This is a genomic window from Burkholderia sp. b14, from assembly GCF_900156195.1.
GTDB lineage: Bacteria > Pseudomonadota > Gammaproteobacteria > Burkholderiales > Burkholderiaceae > Mycetohabitans.
Window position 1 is genome coordinate 885,413 of the sequence record NZ_FTPJ01000003.1, and the last position, 20,476, is coordinate 905,888.

The following is a 20,476-nucleotide window of genomic DNA, read 5'->3' on the forward strand; positions in this document are numbered from 1 at the left end:
CAGCCTTGATTCCGGCTGGGGTCTGCCCCGGCGCCGCGCTCCCGGACTATTCGACGCATGAATCCATCTCGCCTCTTTATTCTCCGCCCGGTCGGCACAGCACTGCTGATGGCCGCCATCATGTTGGTCGGCCTCGTGTCGCTGCGGTTTCTGCCGCTATCCGCGCTGCCGGAAGTCGACTATCCAACGATTCAAGTGCAGACCTTCTATCCGGGTGCCAGCCCCGAGGTAATGACCTCGTCGGTGACCGCGCCGCTGGAGCGCCAGTTCGGTCAGATGCCGGGGCTAAACCAGATGTCGTCGCAAAGCTCGGCGGGCGCATCGGTGATCACACTGCAGTTTTCGCTGGACTTGCCGTTGGACATCGCGGAGCAGGAAGTGCAAGCGGCCATCAACGCAGCAGGCAACCTGCTGCCGTCCGACCTGCCAGCGCCGCCGATCTACGCCAAGGTCAATCCAGCCGACGCCCCCATTCTCACGCTGGCGATCACCTCCGAGACGCTACCGTTGACCGACGTGCAGGACCTGGTCGATACCCGGCTCGCGCAGAAAATCTCGCAAGTGGGCGGCGTGGGGCTGGTGAGCCTGAGCGGTGGACAGCGGCCCGCGATCCGCATCCAAGCCAATCCGCGCGCGCTCGCAGCGTACGGCCTGAACCTGGACGATCTGCGCACCACGATTTCGAACCTGAACGTCAACACGCCAAAAGGCAATTTTGATGGTCCGACGCGGGCATACACAATTAATGCGAACGACCAGTTGACCGATACCAATGCGTATCACAGTGCGGTAATCGCCTATAAGAACGGCCGCCCGGTGAAGCTAACCGACGTCGCACAGATCGTCTCCGGCCCGGAAAACACGAAGCTGGGCGCGTGGGTCGATACCGAACCGGCGATCATCCTCAATGTGCAGCGGCAGCCGGGCGCCAACGTCATCCAGGTAGTTGACAACATCAAGGCGCTGCTGCCGCAGTTGCAGCAAAGCCTGCCCGCTTCGGTCGAGACCCGCGTGTTGACCGATCGCACCACGACGATCCGCGCGTCGGTGCGCGACGTGCAGTTCGAGCTGGCAGCGGCGGTCGTGCTGGTGGTGCTGGTGATATACCTATTCCTCGGCAGTTGGCAGGCGACCGTGATTCCCAGCCTGTCCGTGCCGCTGTCGCTGATTGGCACGCTGGCGGTGATGTACCTGTACGGATTTTCGCTGAACAATCTGTCCTTGATGGCGCTGACCATCGCCACCGGCTTCGTCGTCGACGACGCGATCGTGATGATCGAGAACATTGCGCGCTATGTCGAGGACGGCGACACGCCGTTGCAAGCCGCGCTCAAGGGCTCCAAGCAAATCGGTTTCACCATCATCTCGCTGACTGTGTCGTTGATCGCGGTGCTGATCCCGCTGCTGTTCATGAGTGACGTCGTCGGCCGGCTGTTCCACGAGTTTGCGATCACACTTGCCGTGACGATCGTGTTCTCGGCGGTGGTATCGCTCACGCTCGTGCCGATGATGTGCGCCAAGCTGCTCCGACACAGTCCGCCGAAGGAAAGCGGCCGCTTCGAGGCCAGGGCCCGTGCGTTCTTCGACGCGGTGATCGCCGCCTACGGAAAAATGCTCTCGCGGGTGCTCGAGCACCAGCCGCTCACGCTGCTCGTCGCGCTGCTCACGCTAGTGCTCACGATTGTGCTTTACATCGTGACGCCGAAGGGCTTTTTCCCGACGCAGGACACCGGCATCATCCAGGGCATCACACAGGCCTCGCAAAGTGTGTCGTACGCGGCCATGGCCGAGCACCAGCAAGCGCTCGCTACCGAAATCCTGAAGGACCCGGACGTCCAGAGCCTGTCGTCGTTCATCGGCGTGGACGGCACCAATATCACGCTAAATAGCGGCCGTCTGTTGATCAATTTGAAGCCGTTCGACGAACGCAGCCGCGACGCGCAGCAGATCATCCGCTCATTGCAGCAGCGCGTCGCGCAGGTACCCAGCATCTCGCTGTACATGCAGCCGGTGCAGGACCTGACGATTGACTCGACGGTCAGCGCGACGCAATACCAATTCATGCTGACCGACGCGAATGCTCAAGCGTTCGCCGACTGGGTGCCGAAGCTCGTCGCGCGGCTCAAGCAGGCGCCGGAGTTGGTCGATGTCACCAGCGACTTACAGCAAAATGGGCTCTCGACGTATATCGAGATCGATCGCAGTACCGCCGCCCGCTTCGGCATCACGCCGGCGACGGTCAACAACGCGCTGTATGACGCGTTTGGGCAGCGCATCATCTCGACCATCTTCACCCAATCGAACCAGTATCGCGTGATCCTGGAAGCAGACCCGAAGTTGCACGAGTCCCCGGCGGACGCGCTGGGCGCGATCTATCTGCCATCGGCCACCGCGGCTGGCGCCCAGGTCCCGCTGTCGTCCATCGCGACCTTCCATCAGCAAAACGCGCCGCTGCTGATCTCGCACTTGGGCCAGTTCCCGACCACCACCATCTCGTTCAACCTCGCGCCAGGCGAATCGCTCGGCGCGGCGGTGAAGGCCATCGAACAAGCGAAGGACGACATCGGCCTGCCGCCCTCATTCCAGATCCGCTACCAGGGCGCGGCACTGGCGTTCCAAGCATCGCTGTCCAACCAGGTATTCCTGATCCTGGCCGCGATCGTCACGATGTACATCGTCCTTGGCGTGCTATATGAGAGCTTTGTTCATCCGATCACGATCTTATCGACGCTGCCTTCCGCTGGCGTCGGCGCACTGCTCGCATTGATCATCACCGGACATGACCTGGATATCATCGGCATCATCGGCATTGTGCTGCTCATCGGCATCGTCAAGAAGAACGCGATTATGATGATTGACTTCGCGCTCGAAGCGCAGCGGGAGCAAGGCAAGTCCCCTCGCGACGCGATCTACCAGGCCTGCCTGCTGCGCTTGCGGCCGATCCTGATGACAACGATGGCGGCGCTGCTCGGTGCGTTGCCGCTGATGCTGGGCACGGGCTCCGGTCACGAATTGCGTCATCCGCTAGGCATCGCGATCGCCGGTGGGCTGGTCGTCAGCCAGCTGCTGACGCTGTTCACGACGCCGGTGATTTACCTTGGCTTCGACCGGCTCGCTTCGGCGCTGCGCGAACGCTTGTCGCACGATGCCAGCGGCGAAGGCAGCAGACAATGAACCTTTCCCGCCCTTTCATCGCGCGCCCCGTCGCCACCACGTTGCTGGCCGTCGGCATCGCACTGGCCGGGCTGTTCGCTTTCGTGAAGCTGCCGGTGTCGCCATTGCCGCAGGTGGACTTTCCGACTATCTCGGTGCTGGCAACGCTGCCTGGCGCCAGCCCGGAGACCGTCGCCACCAGCGTGGCCAGCCCGCTCGAGCGACACCTGGGCGCCATTGCGGACGTCACCGAGATGACGTCGATGAGCGGCATCGGCAATACGCGGATCGTGCTGCAATTTGGGTTGAACCGCGACATTGACGGGGCGGCTCGCGACGTGCAGGCCGCGATCAACGCCGCGCGGGCGGACCTGCCGGCCAACCTGCGACAAAATCCAACCTACCACAAGGTCAACCCGGCCGACGCGCCGATCCTCGTCCTCGCGCTGACGTCGAAAACGATGACGGCCGGACAGATGTATGACGCGGCATCGACCGTGCTGCAACAGGCGCTGTCGCAAATCGACGGAGTCGGCGAAGTCAACGTCAGTGGCGCGGCCAATCCGGCCGTGCGCGTCGAGGTCAATCCGACCGTGCTGTTCCACTACGGGATCGGACTGGAAAACATCCGCGCCGCGCTCGCGTCGGCCAATGCAAACAGCCCGAAAGGTGCGATCGAGGCCGGCCACCGACACTTGCAGCTGTACACGAACGACCAGGCGCGGCGCGCTGATCAATACCGTGACCTGGTGATTGCTTACCGCAACGGCTCCGCGGTGCGGCTTTCCGACGTCGCGCAGGTCGTCGATTCGGTCGAAGACCTGCGCACCATGGGCATGATGAACGGCGAACGCGCGGTGCTCGTGATCCTGTACCGGCAGCCTGGCGCCAATATCATCGAGACAGTCGACCGCGTCAAAGCGAGGCTGCCCCAGCTACGCGCGGCGCTGCCCGCGGCGATCGATGTGACGCCGACCGCCGACCGCACGATGACGATCCGTGCTTCACTGCGGGACACCGAGCGCACGTTGTTGATCGCGGTGATCCTGGTGGTGATGGTCGTGTTCCTGTTCTTACGCAACTGGCGTGCGACGCTGATTCCCAGCGTTGCGGTGCCCGTGTCGATCATCGGTACGTTTGCCGGCATGTACCTGCTCGACTATTCGATCGACAACTTGTCGCTGATGGCGCTGACGATCGCCACCGGCTTCGTCGTCGACGATGCGATCGTCGTGCTCGAGAACGTCTCGCGGCACATCGAGGCCGGCATGCCGCGCATGCGCGCAGCCATCGTGGGCGCGCGCGAAGTCGGCTTCACGGTATTGTCGATCAGCGTATCGCTGGTCGCGGTGTTCCTGCCGATCTTGTTGATGGGCGGCATCGTCGGTCGTCTGTTTCGTGAGTTTGCTGTCACGCTGTCGCTGGCGATCTTCGTGTCGCTGCTCGTGTCGCTGACGCTCACGCCGATGATGTGCTCCAAACTACTCGCGCCAACCACCCGCCCCCGCGGCGAAGGCCGGCTCGCACGCTGGCTCGAAGCCGGCTTCGCGCGCCTGCAGCGCGGCTATGAGTGCTCGCTCGGCTGGGCGCTGGATCATGCGTTGCTGGTGCTGGCCGTGCTGGTCGCCACCATTGGCTTGAACGTGTACCTGTACACGATTGTGCCGAAGGGCTTCTTTCCGCAACAGGACACCGGCCGACTCGTCGGCGGAATCCAGGCGGACCAGAGCACGTCGTTCCAGTCGATGCAGGTGAAGTTCTCGCAGATGATGGACATCGTCAAGCGCAACCCGGCTGTGGACTCCACCGTCGGCTTTACCGGCGGACGTCAGACCAACGCGGGTTTCATGTTCATCTCGCTGAAGCCGCTCGCCGAGCGCGGGGTGTCCGCGGACCAGGTCATCGAGCAACTGCGCGCGCCGCTGGCCGAGGTCGCGGGCGCTAGAACGTTCCTGCAAGCGGTGCAGGATATCCACGTGGGCGGAAGACAATCGAACGCGCAGTATCAATTCACGCTGCTCGGCGATTCGACCGCGGAACTGTACAAATGGGCGGCGATCCTAACCGAGGCGCTGCAAAAGCGGCCCGAGCTTGCCGATGTGAATTCGAACCAGCAGCAAGGCGGCCTGGAGGCAAATGTGATCATCGATCGGCCGAGCGCTGCACGCTACGGCATCACGCCTTCGCAGATTGACAATACGCTGTATGACGCCTTCGGCCAGCGGCAGGTGTCGACGATCTACAATGCGCTGAACCAGTATCACGTCGTGATGGAAGTAGCGCCCCGCTATTGGCAGAGCCCCGAGATCCTGAAGGACATCTTTATTAGCCAATCTGGCGGCAGCGCATCGGGCACCGCGAGCACCAACGCGACGGCCGGGACCGTTACCAGCGCGTTGGACGCGACGAAGACGGCCGGCACGACGGCGGCCAATGCCGCCAGCCGTGCAGCGAGCGTCGCGCTCGATTCAGCGCGCAACCAGGCGATTAATTCGATCGCCTCCAGCGGCAAGTCCAGCTCATCGTCCGGCGCCGCGGTATCCACCGCCAAGGAAACGATGATCCCGTTGTCAGCCATCGCGCGCTTCGGCCCAGGCAATACGCCGCTAGCGGTCAGCCACCAGAACCAATTCGTTGCGACGACGATCTCATTCAATCTGCCGGTGGGAAAATCACTGTCGGATGCGACCGCCGCAATCTACCAGACCATGGCCGACATCGGCATGCCCGGCACCCTTCACGGCAGTTTCTCTGGCACGGCGCAGGCGTTCCAGCAAGCGTTGTCGAACCAGTTGCTATTGATTCTCGCGGCGCTCGCCGCGGTCTACATCGTGCTGGGCATTCTGTACGAGAGCTATATCCATCCGCTGACGATCCTGTCCACGTTGCCGTCGGCCGGCGTCGGCGCGCTACTGGCGTTGCTGCTGTTCGATACCGAGTTCAGCCTCATTGCGCTGATCGGCGTGATCCTGCTAATTGGCATCGTCAAGAAGAATGCAATCATGATGGTGGACTTCGCGATTGACGCCGCGCGCACCGGCCTGGGCTCGCGCGAGGCGATCCGCCAAGCCTGCCTGCTGCGCTTTAGGCCGATCATGATGACCACCTGCGCCGCGCTACTCGGCGCGTTGCCGCTTGCCTTCGGCCACGGCGAAGGACACGAGATGCGCGCGCCGCTGGGCATCTCGATCGTCGGCGGATTGATTGTCAGTCAGTTGCTGACGCTTTATACCACGCCGGTGGTTTACCTCTACATGGACCGGCTTCGTACCTGGTGGGCAGCGCGACATGGCGGCGAGCATGTCCCGCCGCACCACGCGTTCGGCAAGGGCGAGTAACGCAGGTAGAATACGGCCCCCGCATCGAGTGCGATCCCGCGCCAGTCCAGCTTGCGCCTCGCCCGATGCATGCATTCTCCCTGCTTCAAACTGCATATCTTCATGGCCAAACTCTTAACAGACCAGGAATTCCATCGCTTCACCGAATTGCAACAAAAACAAACGGCATTCACAATTTCGAGCGACGAGGCCGATGAACTGCGCGATATTGTCGCGCGCGCGCAACAGCGTCGCGACGATCGTGCGCAAGCCATGCAGACGATCGAGAGCCACATCCGCACATTCGGCATCACGCCCGACGAACTCTTCTCCCCGCAGCAGATCGCCGAAGCGGCGCGCGCCTTCGGCCTGATCCCGTTGGCCAAAAAGCCGCGCAAGGGTACAGATGCCAAGCCGGCCGAGCCCAAGGCAAGCGCCGTGGCACCGGCGAGTTCTATCGCGGCACCGGCGAGTTCTATCGCGGCACCGACGGGTCCTGTGGCGGCGCCGGCGGGTTCTGTCGCGACGTCAGCAGGCTCCGTGGTGACGCCGGCGGGTTCTGTCGCAACGCCAGCAGGCTGCGTGGCGGCGCCGGCGGGCTCCGTCTCGGCGCCGGCGCTCGCGGTCGATACCTCGCGCAAAGCGAAGCTGCCTGGCGCCGGCATGGACACGCACACGGCCGCCGACCATGCGGATAGCGATCCGGTGCCTGCGCCGGGCGCAGAGACCGCATCCCCGGCTGCTGTGCAAGCCGGGACTGGAGCGCGAGCCAGCGCTGAAACGGGGACCGAAGCCCGGACCGAGCCTGCATAAGCCCGTCCGAGCCAACCTGCGATGACGCGCCGTTTAATGCACCCCTCCCACACGCGTAACGTCTAATGAACACAACGCGCGTCGCACCGGCGCGCGCCTGCCAACTGACCTGCCCGGCCCCCGCCCCACCGGGGACGCCGCTCGAATCGCCCCGTCCGGTTTATCGGCGACAGAATATTTCCATCATTTTCTCTACACCTGGTTAGCGAATGCCGTGGTGAGTGGCCACCGTCCGTCTCTTCGTCCCGACGAGAATCATCGGCCACGCCCGACCCGGTTCGGGCCATCGGGTTCGCTTGTGGCACCTCGTGTTCGCGTCCAGCTTATCCAACCAGCCAAATACCTATGAAATAACGATACATCTGTTCATTTCGGACGAGGCCTTGCATGACAACCACGATCACGATTATCCAAACCGATTCGCCGTCTTCCAACTGGCCCCAATGGCCCGGGCTTTACGACAACGACACGTCGGGAATCCATCACAAACGAGCAGGAGACGGGCAAACCTCGACGTCATCGGACAGGCAGTGGTCGAACACCGACGATTTGCTCAATCAACTGATCCAGTTATTGATGCAGTTTAACGGCAACGGTAACGAGGGCAATACCGGCGATGGCCCGGACTCGGGTGGCGCCATTGGCCGGCATCACGGCGGCGGCGGATGTCACCATCACCATTGCGACGCGCCGGAGGACGGCACGAGCGGCTCATCCGGCAAGACCCACGGCACTTCATCCGACAGCGACGCTACCGACTCGACCCAAGCGAACAGCCGGTCCGGCAAGGACCAGCCAGCGCTGGACGGTCCGACAACGCCAGGCAAGGCCTATACGCCAGGGAAGAATCCGAAGATCGACCGGTGGGAAAATGACATCAACCTGGCCGCGCGGCTGACGGGGCTAGATGGCAACCTGATCGGTGGGCAGATGTGGGCCGAATCGCGCGGTAATCCGAAGGAATGGTCGAAAAACAGCGACGGTACGCCGGATCTGAGCCTGATGCAGATCGGCCAGCGGCGCTGGGAAAAGGACGTGTTGCCGACGCTGACGCAGCAGGACAAAGAGAACATTAAAAAATTGACTGGCAAGGACGCGAAGGACCTGGATATGAGCAACCCGCACGACAACGTAATCGCGGGAGCCTTCGAACTCAAGTCCCACATCATCGAAAGCGGCGGTGATCGCAACAATCCGATGGCCAACGAAAAGGCACTGAAGAAGGGGCTCGAAGAATACGTTGGAGTGGGCGATGAAGCGAAATACGCAAGACACGTTATGACTAACTACAACGTATTAAACCAGCATAAAGAACTGGACGACAGCCAATAATGCGCAGAGGTGCCGCCGGCGCCCGCCATCGATTGCGCGATGTTGTCCGGCGCAATCCGCGTCCTATGTCCCACGGGGCACAGTGGCCGTTGCAGACGACCCAGGCCCAGGGCTGGGCTCACCCCGTATCAGGTGATCTTACAACGGCCCCCAAACGCGCCGCTTGAGACCATGGCCAGCCAGACTGGCAGCGGTTTTCCAAAATAACGGCGCGCTGCCCAACAAGGAGCGCAACATGACCATTACCATTTCCATCACTCAATCGGATTCGCCCTATTCGGCGTTCAACCCGGATAGCCCGAGCTACACGTACGGCACCGCCCCGGACGCTGCGCACCATAAGCGCGCGGAGCAAAGCGATTCCATATCGTGTCCGACGAACGGCACGTCATCGGACGACTCCGATTTCTTGCAAAAACTCATCGAACAATTGCTGGCCCTGCTGCAGAATTCGCATAGCGACGACGACAATTCGTTCGATGACGACGACACAACATGCAGGCATCGCTCCCCGGCCCCGTCAACGGATGGCGACTGCGAATGTCCATGCTCACCGCATCATGGGCACTCGGCTGCGGATCATTCCCAGCACGATGGCAAAGCGCCGGTCACTAGCGGTGGCTCGGGCACGATCAACAGTCCGGCGTCCAACGACAACTCCAGCACGGTCACCCATCCAGGGAGCAGCAACAGCAAGGACGCGTCGACGAACTCCACCGAGTCCGCAGACCCCTTCCATGCGTCCGGCAATAGCGGCTTTGACCCTTCGGGTGTCAGTCAGCCGTCTACCGGCAATCAGTTTTACCAATAGTCGTCATATAGCTGAGCCACGCCATTGTGGCGCGGCTTAGCCGCTACCGGCGTGTCGCACACGACATGCAGATACGCATAGCGCTGCGCTGGCAGCATAAAGTGCTCGCTGGCGTCGCCGTCGAACAAGCCGGCATATAGCCGTCCATCCTGGCGGATTTGCAGCGACCCGTCCTGTTCGTGCGGGGACAAGACCAGCCGCAACTTGCTGGGCGCACCGGCTGGGAATTGCGGATCGCCGGCGTGCAACGCACAGTCGAGATTCAAGGCGCGCTGGTGCGCCAACAGGGGGACGTCGTCCGCGACGCGGCCGTTGCCGAGCTCGACATCGCGCCGCTACCCCGCTTCATCGTGGCGCCGGCGTTGGGCCATGGTCAGCTCGTCACCATGCCGGAGCCGTTTGCGCAAGATCCATTGCCGCTGAACGTCGTCTATCCACCACATTGGCAGCGGCAGGTGCTCGCCACCTGTTGGGCACTTGTCAGGTTTCTCGAAAAGCGATTACGCACGCGCCTTCCCCAATGATCAAAGCCGCGACTACATTGCTTGCAGCCACGTCAATACTGTATTTCGGGAACTTCCCGCAGTGTACGCCCCTGGCAACGGGGCTTCGCGCGCGTTCATGGTAACGCGTTGCAAAGCGTCCTAGAGTGACAACGTCAGCACTACCAGAGAGTACCCGATATGATGTTGAGCTCGTCACTTCATCCACGCAATCATGATGTAGACCTAACAATGGATTTCGGTGAACGCCTGGCGCAACTGGTCGGCGCCCCACCGCGGCTGCAGCCGGCGCCGTCCAGCCATGTGTATCACCACGGCCAGATTGAAGGTCTGCCTCACGCATGGAAAAAACAGGTTGAGGCACGCAGCCGCGCAATGGCTCAATTGGAAAGCCTGCCCCATGACGGGAACGTGCGTTCAGTGCCTGTGTCAGCGGTGGACAGACCTTCAGCGCAAACCCCGCCCACGCCCGATAGCACCTCATCCGCGCTGAGCTTGGCCGAGATACACGACCTTGCTTGGCATTGCAGGAACCTGATCGCCCGCATCACGCGGTCCCCGTCAGAACGGCGGACCGTTTCGTCGGAAAGATCCGTTGCAGATGCGTCGCAACGCGAGGTCCGCCTGCCACGCGCCATCACGCGGGTGGGCTTAGGTACCGCCATGCGCGGCGTATATGCCACGATGGCTACCCCGATTCAACTCTTTAAAGGTTACACGCAGACCACTTCCGACGGCCTTGATCAGTCTTCCGAATTAATTGAAGCGGATCCACTGGACACCATCAAGCGAGCCGGCATTTCCGAGGAAATTTTCAGCCGGAACGAGAAAATCGCTGCCGACGGCACGTTGGCCTTGCTGGCGATCATGGAGATCAAGTCAGGCATTCAAGAAATGGCGCATGCCGCCAAGCACCACAAAGAACTAAAACGCTCGATCCAGCAACTCGAACAAGAGGTTGCCTGTCTTGAGCGGCTCGCCGGCGTTGCCGGCTCAACGCGAGATCGCAACCATCCCACACAAGCGGCTTCGGTCCGACTGTTCACCGATGCGCAATCGATGATGACATGCTTGCGCGCCGTTATGGAAGTCAAGCGCCAGGTGATGGCATTCACGCGGCAGCAAAACCGTGCCGATGCCGCATTAGGGGCATGCTCGATCGCTTCCGGTAGCACCGTGCTGGCCAAGGCCTCAGTCGGCATTGCCGCCAAGGCTGCGCTGTGCGCAGCAGACAGTCCTGCCGCGGCGGCATTGGATCACGTCGCAGGCCTCGCGACGCTGGGTCTGGAGCCGCTTGTCGGCGCCACGGCGCTCGCCAGTGGCGCATACAAGGTTCATCGTTCGCGCCAGCAGCTCAATGCGTTCCGCGCCGCCAAGGCCGCCACCGACACGCGCTTGAAAGACGCACATATCGATGCCCTGATCGATCAATTGCGCCAAAACGGGCACCACCTAAGTCCTGAAGACGCCGAATTGCTGCACCGCTACGCGCGATTTCAATCACTGAAGTTGGAACAGCGGGATCAGTTCTTTACAAGCTATGCGCGATGGAACAACAGTTTCCTCGCTGGCAGCGCTGTCTACGCCGCGAGCACGTTGGCTAAGGCCGGTGTGGCGGGCGCCATCGCCGCCGGTACGGCAGGCGCTGCGGTAGCCCATCCCGCCGTCGCCGGGGGCCTCTTGGCCGTGACAATAAGCGGGCTGCTCATGATGAGCGCATCATCGCAGCGCGCGCTCTTTGACTACCGCAAGCAACGGCGCTACCAAACCTACTACACCGACGATGACCCAGAATTGAATCGTACGTTCCTGGAATCCATGGACGTGCTCAATTGGGGCAGCAGCACTGCAACGCCGTTGGACGGCTTGCTGCTGCAATCAGCATTCTACAAACAGATATACCAGCGCGAAGACCAACGTCAAACATTTCTGAGCCAGGTCGCAGACCAGCTCGGCAAACGCTACGACGACAAATATGTTTACACCGGCGATTCTGATGCGCGTGGCGCCAAACCGTCCACCCAGCAATTTATTGCGAACACGGCCCGACGTGCAGCGCAAGACTCATTGGGACGGCTGAAGGCAGCGTCATCATTCCTGGCTCACAGCGCCAAGCTGAACTCACCGCACAGCGCGACGCGCGCCGCCAAGCAAGCTTGGAACGACTCACGCCAGTATCTGACCCGAAGCAGCTTGAAAACATGGCTCGCCCAACCGACACGAGAAGCACAAACGGCCCAAATTGAGTTGCTTGAAGACATGCTGGACACCCAGGCCGCTTATCTGCGTAGAAAGCTGGAGGCTAAAATACAGACCTATCAGCACGTGGTCAACAAGTTGAGCGGCACGCCTGCCCCAACTTCGGACGGGCACGCCATTGAGGACGTCAGGCTCAGCACCGTGGACGCCGACGACAACACGTCGCGCGAACACAAATTCAAGGCAATATTCGCCCCGCTGGATGCGACCGTCACACACGTCGAGGATATTCGCGTCGAAAACCATCCGGCCGACATGCCGCGCAGCCTCGCGCTAAAGGAAATCCTGGTTGGATTGGACAAGGATCTGGAATATGATCAGCGCCTGTATCGCGACGCATTGGCCGTACGGGCGCAATGCCGAAAGCTGAAGCGCCAACTGCCGTTGACGAACGCACACGAGCGGCAACTGGCCGTTGCAATCGACCAGTTCATCTCGGTGCAAAAGGGTGAACTCGTCGACCCACATGCGCCCCGCGCCGACTTGGCATCAAGCCACGACAAGTTGGCCACTTATCTGATGAAAAGCGCACCGAAACGCTACCGCGACCTGCGCGGCAAGCTAGTTGAAACGCTGATGCAGGCGACGCGCCAGATCGACCTGTGTCGTGCATGGCACGATGGTGAAGTGGCCGGGACGCGAGAACCCAACGCGCCGGATGCGGCGCCGCGCCAGCCACGACGCGCATTCCCAAACTTAAGACTGCGTCACACGGTTTTCTGAAACGGTGCGCGTTTGGCCGCAGCATCGCTCGACATCGTTTCGCGCACGCAACGCACAAATCCCTGCGCGGGCGGGCGCGCTGGAACCGTGCGTCGCTGCGTCACGCGGTAGCAAGCTCAGTTTCGGCTTTGGCAACAACGACTTAGCTTGCGTATCCAAAGGTTGTCCACATTGTTGCAAACAAAATATGTGAATAAGCGCCATATCAAGCTTGCGCGCGTGTTTAAGATCAATCAAGCGCGCTCGTGCGCCTGTAGCCGGGATTCCCGATCCAAGCGCTGGTACGCTGACGCTAAACAGCATCAAGTCATCGTCGCCATTACAGATGCGAGCCTAGCCACGGACGCGGCGCGACAACATCGGGCGAGCCAGTAGCGCGAGTCACGCCTGCAAACATACGTCGATGCATCATATCGTTAGGCTTTTCTCACTATGCTTACCTGTTACACTACATTGATCCTCTTTGCAGATTGCATCAGGCGAAAGTTGCCAAAATACCCAAACCGAGGCTGCGGTAACCAACCCGATGCAAATAAAAGTGGCACGAAATATAGGCAGTAAGTCCGCGTCCATATCGGTCGTAAACAGCGATTGGAAAAAGACCAATAAAACACTTGCGACAGTCACACTTAAGCTCATAGCCAGCATTTGAGTAGTCGAAAACAGCGCATTACCACTGCTCGCACCAGGCCCGGCAAGGTCCTTTAGCGTCAGCGCGTTCATTGCAGTGGTTTGTATTGAATACAATGCGCCAAAAGCAAGCAGTTGAATCACTCGTAACCCAGCTGGTTGCGCTGTCGAAACCAAAGAAAAGCTGGCTATTATTGCGCCTACTAACAGGCTGTTGCTCGCCAAGATACGACGATAGCCGTAGCGAGTCACGAGAGGGGCAATAAATCGTTTTGCTCCCATGGCCGCCGCTGCGACGGGTAACATCATCATCCCTGCTTCATACGGCGAATAACCGAGGCCGATTTGTAATAGCAACGGGATTAAATAAGGCATCGCATCGCCCCCAATGCGCGTGACCAAATTCCCCACTAGGCCCACACGGTATGTGCGTACATGGAATAAACTCAGTGGAAAAAGCGGATAATCCATGCGTACTGCATGCAATCCATAGGCAGCGAACGTCGCCAAGCTGACACCGATTAACGTCAATAGGATGGTGCTGGACAGGGTATAATCGGTTAACCCATTGAGCGACAACGAAATTGCCAACACGCATGTTGCAAACAGAAAATAACCTTTTAGATCAAAACGTTGCACCGGCAATTTTATATTACTCATAACAAGCCGGCTTGTCATCAAAATCGCTATACCAATCGGCACATTCATCACAAAGATCCAGCGCCAGGAGGTAACCGATACGATCCAGCCCCCAAGCGTTGGCCCCAAGACCGCCCCAACGAGTCCGGGTATTGCCACGAAGCCCAACGCTTGTACATACTGGCTGGGGGGAAACGTTCGCATAATGGCTAGCCGCCCCGCCGGCAATAACACACCGCCGCCCAGCCCTTGCACCACCCGCGCAATCACCAGCTCGTTCAACGAGCGCGATGTTGCACAACCGATGGAACCTATTGTGAATAATGCAATGGCCGCCAAAAATACGGACCGTGTTCCAAAGCGATCTGCTAACCAGCCAGAGGCTGGAATCAGCATCACCACCGTCAATGAGTAGGCAAGCACAATCGACTGCATTTGCAGTGGATTTTTATTGAAATTGTTGGCCATCGTTGGCAACGCGGTATTTAGGATCGTGGCGTCAAGTGTTTGCATAAAGAAACCAATGCCGACAACCCATAGTAGCCCGGATAAAGCTCCTTGTTTTTGCATTTCTTTTTTGTCTAGTAATAGGAAAGAGTAACGGGAAGAAGCAGGCGAACAGCACAGCCTAACTGGCCATCAAACAATGAAAAAATTTCAATTTTACAGCTTTATGACAGTGGGTGCATGCAACATGGTGTTTGAGCGTCTTGACCAATGCTTGCCGCGCTAGTAGAAGCGGACGCTGATGGACATCGAGCGCGAGCGAGCGGCCAGCACGCTGGGTCCAGGGCGCGCAAAAAGAAAGCTCGCCGAGGCCATCAACCTTCGATCCCATATCGCGGCGGAAGCACGTGCCAAGACCACTTACGATCGATTGGTCAGCGTGACTGGCGACCCTGGCGTGCGCGAGGCGCTAAGCTTTCTAATGATCCACGGTGTCACACCAAAAGTCTTTTGAAAAAGCGCTGTACACGATCACGTCGGAGTTCCCGCCGAGTAAAGTTGCACGCATTCCCGAGTATGCGAGTAGTTATTTCAAGATGTCGGAGGACGACGCGCGTCGGTGCGCAGGCCATGGAATGAGAGCAGTGACCTGACGTTGGCGGAGAACCCGACAGCGCCAGTCGACGGTGGCGACGGAAGCGACACACCGGAGCGGAACTTGGGATGAAAAATAACGCGCGAGACGGCACATAAACGCCGGTTTGATAGGCCACTGTGCCCTCGTGGAACACGAGTTGCTAAGAAGTCATAGCACTACACCTGCTCAAGCAAGGAGGACTGAATGACAAACCGCTCCAATTCCCCCGAACAGCAACAAACATCGGGCGAAAACGACTCCGATACGTTTACCACCGACGTATCCGAAACCAACGATCAAGGCACAACTGTGCGCGAAGCTGAAGTGCGCAAGGACGACCTTTCTGAGGTTGTCCCCGGTAAGCCGGCCGACGAACAGTAGCATACCCTATTGCCTCACCGGCGGCCTGCCGGTTGAGGCGCGGTGGGGGAGCAATAGCATACAGGCTACAGCAACCCCACCGTGCCATCAGACCAGCGGCACGCCATTGCCTACCCACGCCACTTCGGTCCGTTTTTGCTTAATTATGAAACAGGTTCAATAGCTCGCGAAGCGAGGTATTAATGGGCGTGTCCGCATGGATGACGAGATCGCTTGAGTCGGTCCAGTCGGCCAAAGTTGCTTTATTGTCCTGTTTTGTTATCGCGATCAATGAACCGGCATCTATCCCACGTGCCGATATCAAGAGGGGGTTTAGAGGAGTATCCACATGAATGTCCAGTTTTTCCGGCATGAGGCCAGCAGCTACCGACACGTCGCGTTGCAACGTCAACGCGCCCTTCAGCCATAGCTGTTCCGACCCGTCGCTGCCGAGTGCTCGACGCGTCACGCTGACGTCTTGCAAACCGATTGTGCTTTTATTGCCATCTGACGACGTCTGCGAAATGTTAAAGCCGGGCTGCGTATTAAGAAAGCGAATCGGGGGAACGCTGTTTAAGCTGTTAGTCTGCCTGATTGAGACACCACCGTGGATGGCCATCGACGTATGCATGTCACTTACGCACAGTGCGCCACCGTTTCCTCCCATGGTGGCGACAGCGCTCTGGAGCGTAGCCTTCTCCTTCACGGAAATCGATGCTTCGCCGGTCAACTCGACTTCGGTACCCAATGTGAAATCGCTTACTCGGCACTGCACGTAAGCCGCATGTATCGTTACCGCGCGTTCCGGCCCGGCCGCTTCCCTGCGAGTTAGGTGCATCGAGCCGCCGTATGGGCAAGCCTCCCATTTGGAGACGCCATCCGACGGCGGCGGTGAAGATGCGCTTGCGCGTTGCGGCGGCTCATCGAAAGCACCTTGCAGCATATCCGACAGCACCCCACTTATCCAAAGCGCTCTCAGCCCATAAAAGGTCGTGCCATAAATGGCCTTCCAATAAGCGTGGTCTTTTACCACGTCTATTGGATCTTGTCTCAGGTGGCCCTCGTCCCCAGCGGTCAGCCCCTCACCGCCCAGCCGCTGTGGCAATTTCAGTGCCGTATGGTGGGGACCGCGCATGAGCAGATGGACATGCCCAGGCTCATGGTCGACCTGCTCATATGTTTTGGTGGAAGAATTGCGTATAACGGAATCGTCGCCACCGCATGCGGATAACACGAGCGTGCATGCCAGCGCTGCGCGCGAAATAGGCATCTTTATAAACTTCATTAGTAAGAAAATTAAAATAACGATACTCCGCCACAGCAAAATGGGCGGTGCCTGTTAAGCAGGGTACTTCGCCGTGCAAGTGTTAACCTACTGGCGTCGATTGTAATGGCAACTTCAGCAACAACGATTGCCTTGGGCGATGCGCGTCACGAAAGGCCTAGCGTTGTGCGGCGAGTACAGCGGGTGCGACCACCTACGTTGCAGAGCACGCCCCAGCTAACAAGCGCAGCGCATAGACCGTATGGATCCAGAGCACTGCGACACCTGGGCTATTCTTATCGCTGCCGGTCATCCTCGGCGTACGCACCACGATCGGCGAAGAAGCGCTCGACAACGAGGATTGGCGTGCGTTGGAACTCGTGTAGCGAGCGATATTTCAACGCGCTATGCGGATGCTTTTCGTTATAGCGCTCGAAGGCAATGGCGAGATTGCGTGCAGCCGTGGCAGACAGCAGCGCCACGGACGTACCGTAGCGGGATCCGTTCAGCGCTTCATCGAGTAGTCGTTTACGTTTTCCGTTATTCCGCGGGCCACGTCGCGTCCCACAGCGCAATAGGCTGAACTGTCGCTGCCGTTTAAATATTGGATTTTATTGGCCCGCCCTGCAGGATTCGAACCTGCGGCCTACGGCTTAGAAGGCCGTTGCTCTATCCAACTGAGCTAAGGGCGGTCAAGGGGTTCATGATTGTACTGCGCATCGCCCGTTCGCGGCTCCATCGGGACTCGACCATCGGCTTAGAAGACCGATGTGCTAATCCAACTGAGCGATCGACAAACAGGCGTTCCATTATAACTGAACAACGGAGCCGGCTCCGCTTGCCGGCTCACAATACGCGACAGCGTAACGCTTACGCCACCGACTGGGGATTGAAGAAGAACCAGGCAAGACACGCCAAGCCGGCGATCATGCAATAGAGTCCAAATGAAGCCAACCGCCCGCGGCCTTCAAAATAACGCATCAGAAAACGCACGCTCAGATACGCGGCGATGCCGGTCAGCACGCCGCCTAGCATTGCGTCCGCCAGTTGCGCCGGCGCGTGAAACAGTTTAGGCACCTCGAGCAGGCCCGCTCCAAAAATAATCGGCGTACCGAGCAGGAACGCGAACTCCGCCGACTTTTCCGCGGGCATGCCAGCACCCACACCGGCGATCATTGTCAAGCCGCTGCGCGAAAAACCCGGAATCAGCGCACCGATCTGCGCGATGCCAACCAGCGCGGCCTGCTTGAACGTTAGATCCTCGGGTGCACGCGCCGCGCGCGCGCGCTGCAACCGGTCGCCGATCCACAGCAAAATACCGTTGATCACCAGCGCCAATGCCACGATACGCAAGTCGTGAAAGACCTGTTCGATCCGCTTTTCCAGCAGAACACCGACGACGCTTGCCGGAATTGTGCCGATCAGCAACGCCCAGGCCAAATGTCCGTCCTCGGTACGGCGGCCGCCCAGCGAGCCGAGCAAGCCTTGGATGATCGCGATCCACCGCCTGCGAAAATACCACAGCAGCGCAAAGGCAGTGCCCAAATGCAGCGCTACCAAAAAGGGCAACAGCTGCGGCGCATGCTTGTCGATGTGCATGTCGAACAGTGCCGGCACAAGCAGCGTATGCCCGAGGCTGCTGACCGGGAACAACTCAGTCACACCCTGCAAAACACTCAGAAAGATCAGAAACACAAGGCTCACGAAAGAAAGTCCTCCATGTAATGACAGCATCAGCGCGGATCGCGCAATGAACGGGCGAGGTGAAGCCCGCCCGGGGGCATCCAGCCAAGTTTTCGGGCTGCCGATGGCAAGTGTCCGACAGCCTGGTCGAACGCGCGCCGGGAATGGCGAGCGCCACCATGCACGCATACGGCCACGGTGCCGCGCAATGGATTTGACGTCGACAGGGGGCGCCACAGCCGGAGCCGCCTAGCACGCTGGCCGGCGCGCGGGCTCTTTTTTGGCATGACGGCATAGGCTTGTCCGTTCGGCAGGTCGCACACCCTGGCCACCGACCTCGCACAACACGCCTGTGCTGTAGTGGCGCGATGTGATTTCAGACAGTGCTATGACGATAGCGCTACTGCCATTGGCTAGCGTGTCGGCACAGGATTGGGGCCAACTGGCGTCGGTGTTCGCGAGCCAGCAGGCGGCTCAGGAACACGCGAACGCATCACAGCGCAATGGCGCGCTGACGGTCGTCATCGTCGCGGTCTTGCTACTGAGCGTGGCTGTTCGCGTATTGGCGCGCGCGCAAAAGCCGCTCGGAAAAGGCCCCGGCCGGCTTTAACAATGCCGGCCGAGCCCAACTTGCCGCGGCACGGACCGCGACAGTGGCAACACAAAGGCAGCAGACCAGTTATTTGGCCAGCTTATAGAAAAAGAGGAGCGTGCCGCCGGTAAACATGCCAAAAAGCGCACATCCCATCGCCGTTGCCAAGTCCATGGTCGTCTCCTCTCCGATACGGTATTGTCTGAGTCATTATTGACAGCGATTTGCCGCCGAGCAACCCGAGAGAACCCGCATAGCCGACATCCGGCGGCACACCGATGTCATGGAAAACTCGCCCGTCGGCAGGAGGGCGCCCCACTTTTCTATTTCGATCACAAGATGCATTTCCAGAACCAGGATGTCATTGAACTCAAACGCGAGTGCGCCAGCTTGCTGGTCGCGCCGCAATCAGGCGGTCGTCTGTTGCGCTGGCGCGTGGGTCACCACGACGTCATTGGATGGCCGGACAACGCGAATTGGAATGAGCCCGCCCGAGTGCGCGGCGGCAATCCGCTGCTGTTCCCCTTCCTCGGCCGGCATCGCGTCGAGGGCACGATCGGTCGATGGCGCGATAGCGCCGGCGTTGTACGGGCATTGCCGATGCACGGATTCGCCCGATATCTGCCGTTCGAGTCGACAATCGACGTGGCTAACGCCCGCATCGATATGACGCTGACGGACAGCGATGCCACCCACACCGGCTATCCATTCAGTTTTCGGTTCGATGCGATCTATCATCTCGTCGACGGCCACACCCTTGACGCGACCCTCACGACGACAAACATCGGCGACACGCCGCTGCCGTACTATGCAGGCCATCACTTCTATTTCTCGCTGCCTCACACGCTGCGGGGCGAATCCCGGCTCACGTTGCCGCCGACGCAGATGCTGTACCAACGCGATGATGGTGCAATTGCCCAGGCGGCTGACGCGGCACACGCGTATCGTCTCGACGACACGCGTATCGTTGACCGTTTCCATGCGCTGGACCCGCTGTCAAGTGGAGCGCAGGTCAAGCTGCACACGCCGTCACTGGGCCGCACGATCACGCTAGCGCTCGAGCGCCCCGGCTCGATCCCGTGGTATGCCGTCACAACGTGGACCGAAAAACCCGATTCCGATTTTTATTGCATCGAACCCTGGCTCGGTTTGCCAGATGCCATTCACAACGGACTTGGGTTGCGCTGGCTTGCGCCCGGGGCAAATGAAAGCGCGGTGGTGCGAATCCACATAGCGCTTGACGAATGACGTAAAATGAATCGTTTTATGCTCCGCCTGCATGGCCCGGCCAACGCCTTGCGGGCGCCGCGAGT

At 59.8% G+C, this 20,476-nt stretch carries 14 protein-coding genes, 1 tRNA gene and 3 pseudogenes; 12 read left to right on the plus strand and 6 right to left on the minus strand.

Features of this window, described 5'->3' with window-relative positions; genetic code table 11:
- Positions 1 to 57: 57 nt before the first annotated feature.
- The 5 genes and pseudogenes from B0B13_RS08360 (at position 58) to B0B13_RS08380 (ending at position 9,426) form a co-directional block, all read left to right on the plus strand.
- Positions 58 to 3,174, plus strand: a complete 3,117-nt coding sequence (locus B0B13_RS08360; protein ID WP_076795658.1) for an MdtB/MuxB family multidrug efflux RND transporter permease subunit — start codon at positions 58 to 60, stop codon at positions 3,172 to 3,174.
- Complete coding sequence (locus tag B0B13_RS08365; RefSeq protein ID WP_076795661.1) at positions 3,171 to 6,491, plus strand: efflux RND transporter permease subunit; 3,321 nt, start codon at positions 3,171 to 3,173, stop codon at positions 6,489 to 6,491. The genes B0B13_RS08360 and B0B13_RS08365 overlap by 4 nt, the downstream gene beginning before the upstream one ends.
- A 102-nt stretch (positions 6,492 to 6,593) precedes the next feature.
- Positions 6,594 to 6,866, plus strand: a pseudogene (locus B0B13_RS08370) (hypothetical protein); the annotation flags it as partial.
- Positions 6,867 to 7,670: 804 nt separating this feature from the next.
- Positions 7,671 to 8,615, plus strand: coding sequence for a lysozyme family protein (locus tag B0B13_RS08375; protein WP_076795664.1), 945 nt, complete (start codon positions 7,671 to 7,673; stop codon positions 8,613 to 8,615).
- Between the two features lie 235 nt (positions 8,616 to 8,850).
- Entirely contained in the window at positions 8,851 to 9,426 is a 576-nt protein-coding gene (locus B0B13_RS08380) for a hypothetical protein (RefSeq protein WP_139337373.1), read from the plus strand.
- 62 nt (positions 9,427 to 9,488) lie between these two features.
- Here the strand turns inward: B0B13_RS08380 and B0B13_RS19280 are convergent.
- A pseudogene (locus B0B13_RS19280) lies at positions 9,489 to 9,632 on the minus strand (pirin family protein); the annotation flags it as partial.
- Between the two features lie 36 nt (positions 9,633 to 9,668).
- On the opposite strand from B0B13_RS19280, the gene B0B13_RS08390 reads away from it, so the two are divergent.
- Both B0B13_RS08390 and B0B13_RS08395 read left to right on the plus strand, forming a co-directional pair.
- Positions 9,669 to 9,950, plus strand: a complete 282-nt coding sequence (locus B0B13_RS08390; RefSeq protein ID WP_083703688.1) for a type 2 periplasmic-binding domain-containing protein — start codon at positions 9,669 to 9,671, stop codon at positions 9,948 to 9,950.
- A gap of 663 nt (positions 9,951 to 10,613) precedes the next feature.
- A complete protein-coding gene (locus B0B13_RS08395) occupies positions 10,614 to 12,911 on the plus strand; it encodes a hypothetical protein (protein WP_139337375.1) in 2,298 nt (765 codons plus the stop codon).
- Between the two features lie 408 nt (positions 12,912 to 13,319).
- Here B0B13_RS08395 and mdtD read toward each other — a convergent pair whose 3' ends face one another.
- Positions 13,320 to 14,750 carry a multidrug transporter subunit MdtD gene (mdtD, locus tag B0B13_RS08405; protein WP_076795676.1) on the minus strand — a complete coding sequence of 477 codons (1,431 nt, stop codon included), beginning with the start codon at positions 14,748 to 14,750 and terminating at the stop codon, positions 13,320 to 13,322.
- Between the two features lie 178 nt (positions 14,751 to 14,928).
- On the opposite strand from mdtD, the gene B0B13_RS20030 reads away from it, so the two are divergent.
- Together B0B13_RS20030 and B0B13_RS18400 are read left to right on the plus strand one after the other, a co-directional pair.
- Entirely contained in the window at positions 14,929 to 15,141 is a 213-nt protein-coding gene (locus B0B13_RS20030) for a manganese catalase family protein (RefSeq protein WP_076786613.1), read from the plus strand.
- Between the two features lie 327 nt (positions 15,142 to 15,468).
- A complete protein-coding gene (locus B0B13_RS18400) occupies positions 15,469 to 15,645 on the plus strand; it encodes a hypothetical protein (RefSeq protein WP_170872413.1) in 177 nt (58 codons plus the stop codon).
- 139 nt (positions 15,646 to 15,784) lie between these two features.
- On the opposite strand, the gene B0B13_RS08415 is transcribed toward B0B13_RS18400, so the two are convergent.
- A complete protein-coding gene (locus tag B0B13_RS08415; protein ID WP_076795679.1) occupies positions 15,785 to 16,909 on the minus strand; it encodes a hypothetical protein in 1,125 nt (374 codons plus the stop codon).
- A 136-nt stretch (positions 16,910 to 17,045) separates the two neighbouring features.
- On the opposite strand from B0B13_RS08415, the pseudogene B0B13_RS17180 reads away from it, so the two are divergent.
- A pseudogene (locus B0B13_RS17180) lies at positions 17,046 to 17,256 on the plus strand (MFS transporter); the annotation flags it as partial.
- Here the strand turns inward: B0B13_RS17180 and B0B13_RS19770 are convergent.
- The 3 genes from B0B13_RS19770 to B0B13_RS08430 form a co-directional block, all read right to left on the minus strand.
- Positions 17,185 to 17,463, minus strand: coding sequence for an integrase core domain-containing protein (locus B0B13_RS19770; protein WP_139337376.1), 279 nt, complete (start codon positions 17,461 to 17,463; stop codon positions 17,185 to 17,187). The pseudogene B0B13_RS17180 and the gene B0B13_RS19770 sit on opposite strands and share 72 nt — an antisense overlap.
- 40 nt (positions 17,464 to 17,503) lie before the next feature.
- Positions 17,504 to 17,580, minus strand: a tRNA-Arg gene (locus B0B13_RS08425).
- Between the two features lie 178 nt (positions 17,581 to 17,758).
- On the minus strand, positions 17,759 to 18,592 hold the full coding sequence (locus tag B0B13_RS08430) for an undecaprenyl-diphosphate phosphatase (RefSeq protein WP_076797227.1): 834 nt from the start codon (positions 18,590 to 18,592) through the stop codon (positions 17,759 to 17,761).
- A gap of 367 nt (positions 18,593 to 18,959) precedes the next feature.
- On the opposite strand from B0B13_RS08430, the gene B0B13_RS08435 reads away from it, so the two are divergent.
- Together B0B13_RS08435 and B0B13_RS08440 are read left to right on the plus strand one after the other, a co-directional pair.
- Positions 18,960 to 19,181 carry a hypothetical protein gene (locus B0B13_RS08435; RefSeq protein ID WP_076795681.1) on the plus strand — a complete coding sequence of 74 codons (222 nt, stop codon included), beginning with the start codon at positions 18,960 to 18,962 and terminating at the stop codon, positions 19,179 to 19,181.
- A gap of 321 nt (positions 19,182 to 19,502) precedes the next feature.
- The gene (locus tag B0B13_RS08440; protein ID WP_076795684.1) at positions 19,503 to 20,411 is read left to right on the plus strand and encodes an aldose epimerase family protein; all 909 of its coding nucleotides are present in this window, start codon (positions 19,503 to 19,505) and stop codon (positions 20,409 to 20,411) included.
- Positions 20,412 to 20,476 lie beyond the last annotated feature (65 nt).

What these genes read in the sequence shown, in the direction of transcription:
- B0B13_RS08415 (WP_076795679.1), bottom strand. Translation starts at nt 16,909, where the DNA reads ATGAAGTTTATAAAGATGCCTATTTCGCGCGCAGCGCTGGCATGCACG.
- B0B13_RS08380 (WP_139337373.1), top strand. Translation starts at nt 8,851, where the DNA reads ATGACCATTACCATTTCCATCACTCAATCGGATTCGCCCTATTCGGCG.
- B0B13_RS08435 (WP_076795681.1), top strand. Translation starts at nt 18,960, where the DNA reads ATGACGATAGCGCTACTGCCATTGGCTAGCGTGTCGGCACAGGATTGG.
- mdtD (WP_076795676.1), bottom strand. Translation starts at nt 14,750, where the DNA reads ATGCAAAAACAAGGAGCTTTATCCGGGCTACTATGGGTTGTCGGCATT.
- B0B13_RS08365 (WP_076795661.1), top strand. Translation starts at nt 3,171, where the DNA reads ATGAACCTTTCCCGCCCTTTCATCGCGCGCCCCGTCGCCACCACGTTG.
- B0B13_RS18400 (WP_170872413.1), top strand. Translation starts at nt 15,469, where the DNA reads ATGACAAACCGCTCCAATTCCCCCGAACAGCAACAAACATCGGGCGAA.
- B0B13_RS08440 (WP_076795684.1), top strand. Translation starts at nt 19,503, where the DNA reads ATGCATTTCCAGAACCAGGATGTCATTGAACTCAAACGCGAGTGCGCC.
- B0B13_RS08395 (WP_139337375.1), top strand. Translation starts at nt 10,614, where the DNA reads ATGGCTACCCCGATTCAACTCTTTAAAGGTTACACGCAGACCACTTCC.
- B0B13_RS08360 (WP_076795658.1), top strand. Translation starts at nt 58, where the DNA reads ATGAATCCATCTCGCCTCTTTATTCTCCGCCCGGTCGGCACAGCACTG.
- B0B13_RS20030 (WP_076786613.1), top strand. Translation starts at nt 14,929, where the DNA reads ATGGACATCGAGCGCGAGCGAGCGGCCAGCACGCTGGGTCCAGGGCGC.
- B0B13_RS08375 (WP_076795664.1), top strand. Translation starts at nt 7,671, where the DNA reads ATGACAACCACGATCACGATTATCCAAACCGATTCGCCGTCTTCCAAC.